This window comes from Bradyrhizobium sp. i1.15.2 (assembly GCF_040548425.1).
GTDB lineage: Bacteria > Pseudomonadota > Alphaproteobacteria > Rhizobiales > Xanthobacteraceae > Bradyrhizobium > Bradyrhizobium canariense.
This window is the reverse complement of sequence record NZ_JBEPRQ010000042.1, coordinates 25,813-41,097: the sequence shown is the minus strand read 5'-3', so window position 1 is coordinate 41,097 and position 15,285 is coordinate 25,813. Positions and strand designations below refer to the sequence as shown.

Sequence of the window (15,285 nt, the reverse complement as noted above, 5' to 3'; positions counted from 1 at the left end):
GCTCCGCTGCAGAGGAATGCCGATACGCATTGATGGCGGAGTGTCACGGCGGCGCAGAGTGGAGCAATCCCGAATCCACTAAGCCGTCGTTCATGCGAGCCGGTGCAAGGATGAAGGCGGAATCGCGCATGAGCCGTTTCGGGCAGGCAGGAACCGTAGATCACGTCAGACGTCTGCATCATCCTTGCCGTTTACGCGCCGGCAGGAGTGGCAGGGCGCATAGCCGCTCGGTATCTTCGTCGTGCTGCACTTCCTGATTTTGGAATGGAGAAAGCATCTTCCGCTGAATGCCGCGACCGTCTCAAGCTGTGTCGCGTGTCCGCAAGCACTAGACCCTATGTTTGCCCTCTGAGGTGACGGGCGGCCGGCCCCGCGGCAAGCTCCTATCGAGGGTTGCGCCGGATGGTCCGGCGCCGAGCCTCAAGCATGGGGAGCGGGCCTGATGAACGATAGCATTTTCGTGGGGCTGGATGTGCACAAGGCGACGATTTCGGTTGCAGTGGCCGAAGCGATGCGCGGCGGGGAAGTTCGTAACTTGGGGATCATCCCTAATCGCGCCGATCAAATCGCCAAGCTGGCGAAGAAGCTTGGCAAGGGTGACCGGCAGGTAAGTTTTTGTTATGAAGCCGGCCCCTGCGGATACGGCCTGCATCGACAACTGACTGGACTGGGGTACAACTGCATCGTGGTGGCCCCCTCGCTGATCCCGACGAAAGCCGGGGATCGGGTAAAAACCGACCGGCGCGATGCGGCGATGCTGGCCAAGCTGCACCGGAGCGACGAGCTGACAGCCGTGTGGGTTCCGGATGCGGCGCATGAGGCCATGCGCGACTTGGTGAGAGCCCGCGCCACGGCGATGCGTGTGCTCGGCAAGGCGCGACAACATCTCCAAGGCTTCCTGCTGCGCCATGGGCGCATCTATGCCGGGAAGAGGGGGTGGACTCTGGCTTATCGTCGCTGGCTCACCACGGTGCGCTTCGATCACCCGGCGAGCCAAATCGTTCTGCAGGACTACATTCATGCCGTGACCGACGCTGAGGCCCGTGTGGACTGCTTGACCAAGCGGATCGAGGAGCTGGTGCCAAAATGGTCGATGACGCCATTCGTAGAGGCCGTGCAGGCCATGCGCGGCGTCGCCTTCATCGTTGCCGTAACGGTGGTTGCCGAGGTTGGCGACTTCTCTCGCTTTGACAACCCCCGCCAGTTGATGGCCTTTCTCGGCCTCGTGCCGTCGGAGTATTCGAGCGGCGCAACAGGCGGGCTCTGATTGAGGGGGCATGGACCTATCGCATGCAAGCTCGCATCAGTCGCAAGCTCCATGACCGTAACGAGCGCCTGCCTCAAGCTATCCGCGATATCGCCTGGAAGGCCCAGGTCAGGCTGTGCGCCCGCTATCGCCGCTTGTCGGCGGTCGGCAAACCCAAGGTGATCGTCACCACCGCCATTGCACGCGAGATGGTCGGCTTCCTGTGGGCGATCACTCGTCAAGTACAACTCGGGCCGGTCGCCTGAAGGGCGCTGCTCGACCATATCGGTGCCCAGGGCAGGAGGCAGGGCGCGGTGGGGAATCCTCGTGGCCTGTTATGAGCCGGCATTGCCGACGCTCGCCCCCTAGACCGAGGCAGCCCCAAGACGAAACCACGGTCATGCGGTAGCCAACCCGCGCATGAGAGCTTGATTAACCGTCGTCTTTGGCCCTGCCTCCTACCGTGGGCACCTTCGAAGTCCAGCGTCCGGGCGCTCAGCCGGAAGCGGCTCCGCTTGATCGAGTCCCTTGACAGCAAACATGAGAGCAGGCTGCTGAAAAATGGGTCTTGAAGGGCGAGTTTCCTGATGTGCGGGGCGAGGATGAGCCAATCGATGAGTGGTAAAGAGCGCTGTACGCGCAGTTTTCGCTGATGTTTGACGCTCCAGACAGGCTCATCCCGTTGCTGCCAGCATCTTCGGAATACGAACGAGATTGTAGGCTGCGGCGGTGAGCACGAAGAACCACTCGACCAGGCCTCGGCCACGATGCCGGGCCTTGCGCAGGCCGCCGACCGTCTTGATTCACCCCAATGGTTCTTCGATCCGATTGCGCCTGATCGTGCTGATGCGATAGCCGGGGTGCCGGGTCGTGCGCGCGTCGATCGCCGAGTGGCGGTTGGTTGGTTCTGCGAGACATGCAGCGTGCAGCCGCGCTCGCGGCAAGCGGTGACAAAGTCGGTGGTGTCATAGTTCACGTCGAGGCCCACGGTGCTGCCCGGCTTGGCGTTGTCCTCGATCATTTCGAGAGCGGTCGTTCGCTCCGCCGTACCGTTGGCCTCGGTGAGGCGCGCATCGACGATCAGCCCGTTGCGGTTCTCCATCATCAGTTGCCCCGTTTGGCAGAGCTTGGCCTCCCTGCCAGCGCCCTTGCGAGACAAGCGGGCGTCGGGGTCGGTCGTCGAAGAATGCGTGTCGTTCTTGCGCTTCTCGCCATGGAAGTCGCGCTCGACATTGCGTCCCTGACCGCTGCCCGATTGCTTGCCGGATGGGGATCGCCGCCACCCTCGGCGCGAAGCTCTTCATGCTGGCCGAGGTTTCGATCAGCTGCCATCGACGGACAAGTCGTCACTGGACAACAGCCCACGCACCTGCGGCAGGTTCAGCAACGGTGACAAAGAACTTGGCCGCGATTTCGCCGTTGAGCAGTCGATCCCGGTTCTTGCAGAACACGGTCGCATCCCACACCTGATCGTCCATAGACAGACGGACGAACCGGCGGAACAACAGATTGTAGTCGAGCTGCTCCATCAACTGCCGTTCCGATCGCACCGTGTAGAACGCCTGCAGCAGCAGCGCCCGCAACAGCCGCTCCGGCGGAACCGACGGTCGGCCATGGCGGGCGTACAGCCTGGCAAAGTCGCGCGACAGATCCTTCAGCGCAAGCGTCAGCCAAGTCGCGGATCGCACGCAGCGGATGATCCGCCGGAACGCGCTGCTCCAACCGCACGTAACTGAATATACCTTCCGACCGCTGATCTGCCCCGCGCATCGCATCCCCCAGCCAGGCGAAAGTGGTGGTGTTGGCCTTGCAGCCTTACTGAAGGCTGCTTCTGACCCGACCTTGCGTGGTTAGATTGGTCTTGGACCCAATGCACGGGTCTTCCTGATCAACACCGAGGGCGCGACAGATCCTCTCGTGTACGAACAGCTCGTCAATGCGACGCCAGCGCAAGTGACCGCGAAGAATAATAAGTCGGTCAAGAACGTGTCAACAGATGGGGCTAACTCCGTGAGCCTTTCGTAAGCCGTCCCATCCGTACGCCTTGGGAGACTGGCCAGCGTTCCGCCCTTAGAAGGCTCGTCGCCGCGCAGATGCTGCCCTCCGCGCACCGCGGAGAAACTCTGGCCCCCTACCGAAACCGTATTGGTCGCCCAAATCGACTAGCTCCCAATCCACAAATGGTAACTTTAGCCCGTCACCGCTGCGCCTGGCCGACCGGCGCGAGGAGCCGATGTGCTCCTCATGACCACGGTGCTTCACATGCGGGCATGCGGCCCTCGCATTCAAGCAACCGTTGACGATCCAAAGCGCCTCCATTCTAACGTCGGCCTCTCCGTCGGGCTGACGCCGCGCCGGTGTCCAGTTCGGCTTTCAGGCGAGCTCTCTCCAGCCGCTTCCTGAGCCCTGCAAGTCGGCTCGACAGTTTCACCATTTCCTCTATGCCAAGCTCACCGAAAACAAATTGATCCAGTTCATCCTGTTGTGCAGCGATGTTCGCGAGACGCTTACGGGCTTTGTCCGTTAACGAGAGCTGGACGACCCGAGCATCCCTGATACCAGTCTTGCGCCGCACAAATCCGACTTTCTCTAGCGCCTTCGAATGTAGCGTGATGAAGGACGGGTCGACTTTCATCAGTTTTGCGACCACGCCGGCGGGAGCACCGCCATCCTTGTCTAAGTCCATCACCGCCATCAAGATCGCCAATTGTGTTCCACTAATGCCGAGTGCCTCGGCTCGGACGTGAAGAAAATCCTCCAGACAGACGTTCAGGCATCTGATCTCCAACGTTAATCGCCGCACCAGCTCCTGACTCTCAGCAGAGCCGTTTCCCCGTCGCCTTGCTTGCTTAGCCAAATGCAGTGCCGTCGAATGTTAGGACCCTGCCCACAGCTCGTTCTCGCTGACAAGGTTTAAGACAGGACAATTTGTTGGGTCCCACGCGCTTACTTCCGTCGATTATTGGAGAATGCCGAGAAGTGGCCCGAAGTATGTGGCTCCCAGCGAGACTTCCGGCCTACATGTCGGCGGCTACTGCTTGCCAACCAATTGGCTTCGCCAAATATACGAGGCTCGCCGAGATGCACGTTCAAAAAGAGACCCTCGATTCGGAGTGTCGCGCACCGGCGCGACACTCCATCACTTGCGCTCTGGCCACGGCTTGCCCCAACGCGGAAAGACCGTAGTTCGGATCCGGGCAACGGCCTCGAATGTCTTTCTAACGTGCGGCAGCTCTGCGCTTAACAGAATCGCACTTTGCACAATCGATACGGTGGAATTCATCAAAAACGATCGCCCGAACGCCGAATTCAAGCGCCATCGCAGCGTTGCACCTCGTGTGTTGCCGCCCAGGAGCGGGTGTTGCCGCCCGACGAGCTAGAGGATTTGATCCGCGTCGAAAAACTCTTGATCCACCGTCGACAAAGCCGGATTGCTACTGTAGGTTAAGTCATCAATTTCGACGCTCTTCCCGCGAGCGCGCCATAATTACTTTGTTGCAGGTCCCCTGTATGTCCACGGGCTCGATCCCGTTCGGTACCAGCAGCACGAATGTCCGGAATCCGCGTCTGCTTTGCTAACTCCGTGAGTATCTCCACAAACCCCTTAGGGAAATAATGCGATGACTGTGCGCGAACAGCTCTTTGCCCTGTTACGCAACCTCCGGTGGATGATTGTCCTGTCGGTAGCCATCTCAATATTGCTATATCTGCCAGATCAGATCCAGGAGCTCTATCGGATAGCCGCTGACGACATTGGTTGGGTAACCGTCAGGGAGTTCTCCGCCCTAGGCGTAATTGCCGTAACGATCTGGGCAGGCGCGTTTCAGCTCACAACTGCGTCCCTGCCCGAAATCGCCCACGCTAGGGGCCGTTTGGCCTTTTACATAAGACTTGCTCCCGTTTCGCTTGGGGCGCTGCCGATAATCGCCGCGACGGCAGGTCAATTCGCGTCGCGCCCAGCGAGAAAGATCGGTGAGGTCGAGGAAGTCGGAAGTATCTTCCGCATTCAGGACCAGGCGCTCGCGTTGGAGCGTAACATACTGCTCATCCTCGCAATCGCCATGCTGATCATGCTCGTTTGCTTCGTGATATTTACGTGGCGGATGGGATCAAGAGATCGATCGATTGTTCTCGCGAGCCGCGCCAACAATACCTACTTCATCCGCTACAGGTTTCTCGCGCTCACGATCGGCGGCATCGTCCTGTTGACAACAGCATTCATTCTGCTGCCGGATACGCTCGCACAATTTTTCGGATCGTTCGGCGTGATCGCTCTCTTTGCGGTTTGCGTCGTTGGTCTCACCGTCCACTTTGCCCTATTGACGATCAAGTTTACCTTTCCATTTATACCGGTTGTCTTTGGCGGCTTGTTTTTGCTTGCCTCCCTGTTGGGAGGCGACGACCACGAACTGCGCACCGTCGCTGAAGCAAACAGCCTGCCGAAAGACGCGCGCATGTCTGCGGTCGCGGCGTTCCGTGAGTGGCTCTTACAGAAGCCGCGGCTGGAGGAGGCCATGAGGCTCGGCGAATATCCCGTCTTCATTGTCGCGGCTCAAGGAGGAGGCATCTATGCTGCGAATAATGCGGCGCGGTTTCTTGCGAGAATGCAGGATCTCTGTCCGGCATTTCGACAGCATCTGTTTGCGATAAGCGCTGTCTCCGGAGGCAGCGTCGGTTCCGCCATCTTCGCCGCTGCGCTCCACGCCGAGAATGCGTCCCTCGATTCGAATGCCGCCGACGGAAAGACATGCCCGAAAATCGCGGATTTTCTGGCCGGTGTCGGACGAGTCCAAGATATTGATGCCCCTGGGCCGGTGGAGCAGCGCGTTGCAAGCGTCTTGGCGACCGATTTTCTGTCGCCTTTGGTTGCCGGCTTCCTGTTTACCGATTTCACTCAGATGTTTTCTCCGGTCGCGATCCCCGCCTTCGATCGCGCGCGTTTTCTGGAATATACTTTGGAGAACGCCGGCGACAGAATGCTCGACAGCCACAAGGGCACCGGCGATCAATCCAATCTGCTAAGGGCCGACTTTCAGTCCCATTGGACAGCCGGCAACAACATGCCGGCGCTGTTGTTCAACACGACGGATGCCGGCAGCGGCAAACGGGCCGTAATCTCTCCCTTCGATTTCGATCCGCTACACCCGAATGACACGGACCTGTGTATTCTCGCGGGACTCGAACGCGTGACAACGGGGGCCGACCAAACGGTCAAGAGCCACTCACTTCGGATTCCGCTCAGCACAGCTGCATTCACGAGCGCGCGATTTCCATGGGTGACACCGGCAGCGACCATCTCATTGAAAAATGACTGCATAACCACGAATCCGCAGGCGCGCCTGGTGGATGGCGGATATGTGGAGAATTCGGGAATCGAGACCGCGCTCGACCTGATTGAGAAGCTTAACAGCATCAAGGGCACTTCTGACGCGCCAAAATTCCGGATCTACCTGCTGTCCCTGGTGAGCGGGCAATTCGGTGATCATGGTTCATTCATGTTCGGTGAGCTCATGGAGCCGGTACGCGCGCTCTTGAGCACGCGAAGCTCCCGAACCTATGTCGCGCTCAATCATGCAACCAGCATCGATCGTTCGCCGGACGCGGAAGTCACCCCCAGCGTGCAGCGTTTTCCCACCTTCGGCCGAACCGACATAACGGGCTTGTTCTATAGCCTTCCGCTCGGATGGACGTTGTCCCAGAAGACCGAAGATATCATCTCACTGAGCAGTGGCCGGTTTTGGGACTGCGTGCCGAAGGACGACTTCGATCAGTCCCGCCAGAGGCAGAGCAACGCTGATTGCCTGCAAGTGAAATTGTTTCATCTTCTGAATGGATCGGTCGCGTCCGCATTCGAAACGCTCAAAGACGCCAAACTCGCACAGGCTGCCTACACCGACGAGCTAGCCAAGGAACATCCACTAACTCCAAAAATCAAGCCGCAGCCATTGCTTGCCTGTTATGAGAGCAATTGGTTGCAAGAGCGCGGTTATGAGAAATATCAGGATCAAGTCGCCGCCTACGCGCGCCAGCTGACTGAATCGAGCAAGGACCATTCGCCGGCCCCTTCACCTGTTCCGCCATATCGCAAGAGCTATATGGCATATTTTCAGGCCGAGCAGGTCAAAGCCTTGTTGCAGGAATGGGATCGCGTCGACGAGACGGATCCCCGCATCCTGGCCTATATTTTGGGATCAGTCTCCTACGACAGCTCCGACTTTACGCGCAGCAGCGAGAACTTCTCTTACAGCGCGGTTTCTCAACTCCCGCAGAAATGGCACGATCGCATCGACAAGAACAACGCAAAGCTTGTGGCCGCAAACAGGCCGGCCGTCGACGTGAACTCATTGCTTAACCATCCCAAGGAGTTGGCCAACTTCGTTCTTGGCTACGAGGGCAACCCGTTCGGAAACCAGCCTGGAACCGATGACGGATGGCTGTTTCGTCCGCGAGGAATGTATCAATTGGTCGGGCGCGAACAATATCGGGAAGCGCAGAGGCAAACGCAACAGCTTGACGAGCTGGAAGGACTTGATCTGCTAGCGCTTCCCGACGCGCTAAGGGATGCAAAGATTGCAGCCAAGGTGACGTTCGCTCACTTTCGACTCCGTCCTTACGAAAACCATCAGACACTGTTCGAGTTGCTGAAAGATCGTGCGAAGGATTGGACGGCCGTGCGTGCATTGCAGACGGACATGGAACATGCCCCGGCTGACGGCGCGCACGTCAATGCAAGGAGTGAGATGTTCCTCGGCTGTATCGAGGAGGCGTTGCATCCGACGAAAATCAAGACCCTGCAAAGCCAGTTCTACGGTGAGGAATGAGAAGCTTGAGCCGCCGGTCCGTTTTTGCATGTTGAGTGAACGTTGCGTCGAGATTTCGACCACTGATGTTTGAACTGTTTGGTTTCAAAGGGTGATTGCCAATGACGGCAAGGGGTGAAATGCGCGGATCAAGGTTTCGTCGACGGCTTGCAAGAGGGTTTGCGGCGGGGGTGGTGCTCGTCACGGCTTTGGGGGTGGGAGCGGCTCCGGCGCAAACGGCCGCAAAGCCCCTTTCGCCCAACGATGTATCCATCCTCTTCCCTCCACCGCAGTCGTCGGCTGACCTGGCCAATCTGATCGCGGCATCCGATCTCGCCGGGCCCACAGGATCTCCGCAGCGACTTTTTTCCGACGCAGACTTTGCACGCTTTATCGCCAACGCCGAGAATCCCGAGCGTCCGGGAGTGCCCGACTCAGGTGTACGCCACATCCAGCTGCCCGATGCCGTGAAAAAGATCGACGCCTGGTTTGTTGCCGGCATCAGAATCGACCCGGGCGCGCCGGGATTGTCGCCGGATGTCATTGCCCAGTTTGGCCGACAACCGCAAATCCGCCTCATCATTCAGCCGGTAACCAATGGACCAGACGGATTCAAAGTTCATGACACCGCCGGCCACCTCATCTTTAACTTTAGCCTCGACCCGGATCCGCCTCTCGACGGTTGTGCGCCGTTTCCGCGGTTCAAGCCGGACGATGAAGTCTTCAAGGCAATCATTCGTGACGTCGCGACCTTGCGCGATCAACTTGCAGCCGGACATTTTGGCAATGTCAAAGTCTCGACTGCTGGTGATCTGAATGTGCATCCGGGCCTTGTTGGGGCATCGGCAAAGGCGTTTCGTGATGCACTCAAGGCTTTACTTGAGAAGCATCTTTCACCGCAGCGCCTCAACACCATGGCTGTCATGGGCATCTCGCCGCCCGAGCCCTGGATTTTCGTCTCGATGTTAAGGGTCCCGCAGGCTGGCTTAATACCCGTGCCCGGCCCGACGCTTGATGGCGTACACGCAGCGCAGATGTTCAGCATCGTCGGCGGAAAACACGTCATCCCGCAGCCGATTACCAACAATCAGAGTCCGATCACCTGTCGTCACGCGGCATTGCAAAATCCGCCTTTAGCAGCCGCCGATCGCAAGGGTGTTTCGACATCCGAGTTCATTGATGGCAACGTGCCCAACAGTCGCATACTCGAAATCGTCAATATCATTACCGACCCGAAGAAAAGCCACTTCTTCAATACCGATTGCGTCAGCTGTCACACCGAGACGGCGCAGCCACTCGCCAGGAAAGTTCCAAACTTCGCAGTGCCAGGCGTGGACCGAGCGGTCTTGCCAAAGGAAAACTGGAATGTTCGCAATTTCGGTTGGTTCCCATCGTTCTTGCAGGGCGGGCCGGCGGCGGCGACGATAACGCGACGCGCGGCAGCCGAGACGGCCGACGTGGTCGCCTTCATCAATAGAAAATTGCTGAACAAGTAACAGACGCTGTCGCCGTTTCCGGCTGCCCGCCGGCCCGGCTGAACGCGCGAAAGAGATAGATGGAGTACTTGCTATGGGGAGACGTTCTTTCGGCTCTCGCCTTTATTCCTGGGTGAGGCGCTGGCCTCATGTCGCCGGGCTGTTCTTCGCAATCGTCGTCGTCGCGATTGTGCCGGCCGGCTTGGTGTATTTCGCGCCTGAGAAGGTTCGCGATGCAGCTCTCAAAATCAAGAACGACGCAAATCTCCTCGCTCAACTGCTGCCTGCTACCTTGCCGGAGCCATCGAAAATCGAAGGCGCCTATTGGCTCCCGCAGAATTGGAGCTCGCGCCAGCGTTACTGGTTTCACCACACCTCGCAGGGGACGGCGACCATACCTGTCCCTTATCAATGGTTCCTGGCGTTGGAGCGCCCGGAGCTGTCCTTCTCTTACACGAGCTTGACGGACGACGAGTACTTGCGCCGTCTTGGCTTTATTCCGAGTCCTGGCTCAAAGGACTTCGCCCGTAACGCGCCCTCATACGGTTATCACGAAGATGGGTCGAATGCGGGCGGTGGGAGCCCCGGTTGGAATCCAGACCTACCGGACAATCCAAATGGCTTGCCTGTCGGGTTTGCCATCCTTAAGGGCGGTATCGACCCGGCGACGGGAGCCTCGTACGAAGATCAGATCGGATTGACCTGCGCCGCCTGTCATACGGGGCATCTGGAGTACAAAAATGTCAGCCTTCGGTTCGACGGTGGGCCGGCGATGGTGAATCTCGGGGAGGTTGAACGAGTCGTTGGGCTGTCTATCGGCTACACGCTGATTTTGCCGTGGCGGTTCGAGCGTTTCGCCAGCAGACTGGAGCAGATCAAAGGTCAAGGCGTTGATCGAAAGCAGCTTCGAAGCGATCTGGACCTTGCACTTCAAAAGATCAAAAAGCAAAAGGCGCAGGGCGATAGCCTTTTGACGGAACAGGGAGTTGCGGATCTCGATGAAGGTTTCGGTCGACTTGACGCGCTGAATCGGATCGGGAACCAGGTTTTCTATAGCAACTTACTCGACCCCCTGACCGGCGAACTCACAGATCCACTCCTCAGGGGCAATTTAGCGCGCCACGATGCGCCCGTGAGCTTTCCGCCGATCTGGGACACACCGTATTTCCTCTGGGCGCAGTATGACGCCTCCGTTCTCAACGAACTTGTTCGCAATTCAGGCGAGGCGCTCGGTGTCAGCGCAAAAATCAATATGACCGCGCCCGCGCCCGGACGGCCACTGTTTGCTTCATCGATACATCTATCCGACATCGCGCAGTTCGAAGAGCTTCTGCGCGGCGCCGATCCCTTTTCGGCGGCCGATGCAAGCGGCAAAAAATTTACCGGGCTCGTAGCGCCCAGCTGGAAGGACGCACAGGAGAAATTTCGGAGCGACCCGGCATGGGGCATTGACGAAAAGCTCGTTGAAAATGGCCGCGATCTCTATCGCGCGCACTGCTTTGAATGCCACCGAGGCCCGGTCAACGATCCTGCCTTCGACAAAAGATGGCCGGAGGATTCGTTCTGGAAGCCGGAGAACCCCGATCGCTCCGTCAAGAACGAGAAGAATTGGGTGGACATAGGGGGGCGGCATTATTTCAATGTGGTTCAGATGCCGGTCACGGCGATCGGTACCGATCGTCAACAATCGGATGTCCTCACGACGCGCCGCGTTCACCTACCCGAGTCACTTGGATTGAATCCAGTCGATGACCTCAACAAAGCCTGGGCTTGCGGGCTTCCAGTGAACAAAGGGGCAGATCTTCTTTTCGTACTCGCACTCATGGACGTGGTCGGAAAGACAATCGACCAATGGATCATTGCGAACGGCACCTCGGAAGAAGCCAAGCAGCAGATCTGGGGACCCAGGAAGAATTGCCAAAACCAACGAGTCTACGTTGGGGCTCGGGCGAACCGTAACGGAAAGGCCGAAGATGTTCTTGCCCTCGAACCTCAATATCGGGCGCGCCCGCTGGACGGTGTTTGGGCGACAGCTCCGTATCTGCACAACGGGTCCGTGCCGACGTTAAGAGACATGTTGTTGCCGCAGAACGAGCGGCCGACGTCCTTCTGCGTTGGAAGTCGGGAATTCGATCCAGTCAATGTCGGGCTTGTTACGAAAACACAAGCGAGCGACGCCTGTGCGGCCGGTCTGACGGAATTCAATGTGTCGCTGCTTGGGAACGGCAATCGTGGACATTCGTTTGAAGGCAAGGAAACCGACTTAACGAAGCTGCTCCCTGGTGTTATCGGGCCAGAATTGAGCGATGCCGAGCGGCGCGCACTTGTCGAGTATCTCAAGACCCTGTGAGAGGTCCATTGGCCGCACATGGAAAGTCAAAGCGGCACCTTTCATACGAGCAGCTCTTCCCTCGGTCGCTTCTCGTGTATTCCCCTGAGGTGGGTCAAACGCCGTCGCATATCACAGATTGTCGCGAAGGAATGTGGAACCAGCTTTCGAAGCATCATTCTTATTGACGCAGGAGGTTCGGCAGCGCCTGCGCGAGGATGACTACCGAACTGTCACGCGACTGCGCACGATGCGATGTTTCATAATTACAAGGTGGCATTTCTGTCAGACCTGACCGGCCCAGTATGGGCTACGGAGCGCTCTATCCGGAGAGGTCGATTCTTGCGACGCTCTCGATTTGGCTTCTGTACTGCGCACGTGATGACTGCCGATGACGTGCTAACTCGCATGGAGGTCCGTTAACGAGAGGGCCGAAAAGGCCACTGGATAATGGCCGACCGTGTTGATCATCATCGGGCCGCTGATCGTCACGACGACAAGTTAGGAAAAATCGGATCTTCACTGAACGGATGGTTGATAACCGATAGCGCATCAGGCGCAGTGAATACGCGGTTGCGGGCATAGCCGGTCCGTCCACAAGAAACTTGCGCTCGACGAGCTGCTCCACTGCTCGGGAAGCTGCCTGCACGGTGATGTCGAGAAGCTTAGCCAGGCGCTTCATGCCATTCGAAGGCGTTGCTCCGCCGCCTTGAGGGAATCGTAATAGGCTACTTTATAGTATCCATTCGGCGTATGCCACAGGGTTAGCACCTGAGCAGTCCAGAGTTCTCTTTGTAGAACCTGCCATCTCGATGAGACGTTCGATGCCGAAGTCGGTGAACGCCTGGATGCCGTCTTCGCCGACGCCATAGACTCTGATGGCTCGGTCCTCGATCTCTATTTCATTGGCGACGTCTCGCAGCCAATCTTCGTCTTCGCCGCGGTCCCTCGCGACCTTGGTGACGGTGGTGACGTGATGGACCGTATTGAGGTGGGTGGTCATGGCGCTCGAGCGGAGATGGCTGATGCTGGCGTCCAATTCCATGGCAGAAGCTCGTTCAGACGGTGAACTCTCGATAACCCGGCAGATGCTCTATCGCTTCGTGTCGCCGGAGGGCCAACTGCGGGCGGATGCCCAGCGTCTTCTTGGCATAAAGCCCCAACGGCTCTGCAGCATCAATCAAACAACAAGAAGAGGAGGAAATTGCATGACCGCAATCATGCTCACCCCTAGAGAGATAGTGGCTGCCGCGGAGCGCCGGCTATCCATCAATCAAAATCCGGCCGCTGGCGGCGAATTTTAGGACAGCCCAGACGCGGTGGTCCGACCCAAGGAGCTGCCGATGATTGGGTGTTTTTCTTGCTTCGATCACCCTTGCGCCAAGGCGCCAACAGCAAGCACTAGCGGTTCGTGGGCGCCGTATTCGCGCTGTACTTGCTCGCAGAAGTCCTCGCGTTCGAACGTGTGTCTGTTCGCCAACCAATAGTCGTCTTGGTCGGCCTTCTCCCGAGCATGGGCGGCCTCGATCGGTTCGAAGTTATACGCATCCGTGTAGTATCGTTCTGGCTTCCTTCGCGAAAAGTCCGGGGGGCAGCTTGGGCAATGTCGAAGGCTCGCTCGGGCGCATGTGGATCGGCGCCGTGTTTCTCGCATTAACGGATGCGCCCGCTGTAGGAGCACATCCCGTCGTCCATACCTGGTCCTACAAACTCGCCGACCCCGCCTGATATGATAAGAACCAAGAAACGCTGACTACAACCTCCAGGTTGACTTGCCGCGCTTCCTGTCGTGCATTCGCATCACAGTCTCGTACTGCGGCTCGGTCAGGTAGCCCTTCGCCTCGTAGTACTCGGACAGCGACGCGAGAAACATGACGGTGCTCGGGTCGTGTCTGCGCTTGGTCAATTCCTTGAGATAGGTTCCGATGTTGTCGTCGTATATCTTCTTGTCTTCGGTCTTCGGACTCCGCGGATCGGCCCTGCCGTACTGCCTCGTCGCGCGCTGGCTCGGCGGAGTTCGGTAGTCGCTCGGGGCGGGGGAGCCGTAGGACTTGGGCGCCGGAGCCGCGACGCCGGACACGACATCCTCCCACGTCTTGCCTGCGGAGCGTATCAGCTTGTTGGCCATGCGCATGGCGGCGATAGCCTCGCCGTCGTGGTCGGACTCCGTGAGCCTCATAAATTTGAGCAGGCGCTCGCGGTCTATTATCATCCCCTCTTCTCTTCGATGGCCATTGCGAGCCACGTCCTGATCCGCGCTAGGTTCTTGTGACCGACACCCGGAAGCAGCAGCATGTCCCGGTCAGACATCGCCGCCACCGTCTCCAGTTCGATTAGCGCGATCGCGAGATGGCGCTTTGGCGTGGCCGCCGCGCATCTGCCACAGCGGCATGAGCACCGGGTCGAAGAGACGGAAGCGCGACAGTCGGCGCGCCGATAATCGGAATCGACAACTGCAGAGGCCCCGAGCGGTCGGTGACCAGACGACAGGCGGTGCGAAATGCGCGCGGAGATCGAGGAGGCGCTGTCGGCAACGCACAAGAAGATAGCGAGTATCTTCATCTGATGCCGGATGTTTGTGGGCTTGCACCTGAGTTTCCATTTCGAATGAGCCAGGCAGTACGCGACGGCCTGCCGCGTCTGGTCGGCCTCGTCGGGGGCCAGTCCATCGGTGGCGTCGGCGAGGCTCCCTTGTGCCGGCCTCTTTCGTTCCGTCGGTGCCGATGGCAAGCGAGGCCGATCCTGCTGGTGTCCGGACCAGAGATCGCAGCCGCGGCGCGTACATACCCGCGAAATTACGAGCAAGAACGAGTCTCCGGGCTCGTTCATTGCGTGTGTCATGCAGACGATGGAGCGTCCACTACAAGATCCGGTAGATGCCAATTCCAACTTAAGGCCCTAGGATCCCGCACTGTTCCCCCGCCGATCATCACCGGAGGAAACAGATGTGAACGCAAACGACGAGAAGCCAACAAGGGGCTGAGCGGCACAATACTAGGTGGCCACGCCACGCACACCTCAATCGGGTCCTCGCTATTCTGCTAAGGCCCCTAGACGGTTACGATAGGCGGGGGGTATGCCTACGGAAAATCGATCTGCAGCGACGTCGTCGTATTGGCGCCGAACGACGAAACGATCGCCCGCATCAAGTCCTGCGCAGGGGCGACCTGCACGAACGTATTGGACGCGGCGCACGACGCATTGCCAATTACCGAATCCTCTACCGGATCACTGTTGAGGGTTGCTCGATGACAAAAATGCACCGGTTCGGGATCCTGAATAAGGCGGAGAGCCGCCTGCTTCGCGCCTTCAAGGCTGAACTCTCGTCCGGGCCACCTAATTCGGAAAGTAGCTTTTCGACCGCTTCTGCGATGGCGTCCTCATCTCCTGGCGTGCCTCTGCGCGAAGCCGTGCCCCCGTGGGCGGGCCTTGCGC

At 58.6% G+C, this 15,285-nt stretch carries 7 protein-coding genes and 2 pseudogenes; 5 read left to right on the top strand and 4 right to left on the bottom strand.

Annotated elements, in window-relative coordinates; translation table 11 throughout:
• Positions 1–442 precede the first annotated feature (442 nt).
• A pseudogene (locus ABIB80_RS37065) lies at positions 443–1,512 on the top strand (IS110 family RNA-guided transposase).
• Between the two features lie 408 nt (positions 1,513–1,920).
• Here the strand turns inward: ABIB80_RS37065 and ABIB80_RS37060 are convergent.
• Positions 1,921–3,016: pseudogene (locus ABIB80_RS37060) on the bottom strand (IS5 family transposase).
• 550 nt (positions 3,017–3,566) lie between these two features.
• Positions 3,567–3,953, bottom strand: a complete 387-nt coding sequence (locus ABIB80_RS37055) for a MarR family transcriptional regulator (protein WP_354129405.1) — start codon at positions 3,951–3,953, stop codon at positions 3,567–3,569.
• A 913-nt stretch (positions 3,954–4,866) separates the two neighbouring features.
• Between ABIB80_RS37055 and ABIB80_RS37050 the strand changes: the two genes are divergently transcribed.
• The 3 genes from ABIB80_RS37050 (at position 4,867) to ABIB80_RS37040 (ending at position 11,871) form a co-directional block, all read left to right on the top strand.
• The gene (locus ABIB80_RS37050) at positions 4,867–8,067 is read left to right on the top strand and encodes a hypothetical protein (protein ID WP_354129404.1); all 3,201 of its coding nucleotides are present in this window, start codon (positions 4,867–4,869) and stop codon (positions 8,065–8,067) included.
• A gap of 101 nt (positions 8,068–8,168) precedes the next feature.
• Positions 8,169–9,542 (top strand): hypothetical protein, encoded by a 1,374-nt coding sequence (locus ABIB80_RS37045; RefSeq protein ID WP_354129403.1) that lies wholly within the window; start codon positions 8,169–8,171, stop codon positions 9,540–9,542.
• Between the two features lie 73 nt (positions 9,543–9,615).
• Positions 9,616–11,871, top strand: coding sequence for a di-heme-cytochrome C peroxidase (locus tag ABIB80_RS37040; RefSeq protein ID WP_354129402.1), 2,256 nt, complete (start codon positions 9,616–9,618; stop codon positions 11,869–11,871).
• 712 nt (positions 11,872–12,583) lie between these two features.
• On the opposite strand, the gene ABIB80_RS37035 is transcribed toward ABIB80_RS37040, so the two are convergent.
• Entirely contained in the window at positions 12,584–12,895 is a 312-nt protein-coding gene (locus ABIB80_RS37035; RefSeq protein ID WP_354129401.1) for a hypothetical protein, read from the bottom strand.
• On the opposite strand from ABIB80_RS37035, the gene ABIB80_RS37030 reads away from it, so the two are divergent.
• A complete protein-coding gene (locus ABIB80_RS37030; RefSeq protein WP_354129400.1) occupies positions 12,876–13,154 on the top strand; it encodes a hypothetical protein in 279 nt (92 codons plus the stop codon). The genes ABIB80_RS37035 and ABIB80_RS37030 overlap by 20 nt on opposite strands.
• Before the next feature lie 449 nt (positions 13,155–13,603).
• Here ABIB80_RS37030 and ABIB80_RS37025 read toward each other — a convergent pair whose 3' ends face one another.
• Complete coding sequence (locus ABIB80_RS37025) at positions 13,604–14,062, bottom strand: hypothetical protein (RefSeq protein ID WP_354129399.1); 459 nt, start codon at positions 14,060–14,062, stop codon at positions 13,604–13,606.
• Positions 14,063–15,285: the final 1,223 nt, after the last annotated feature.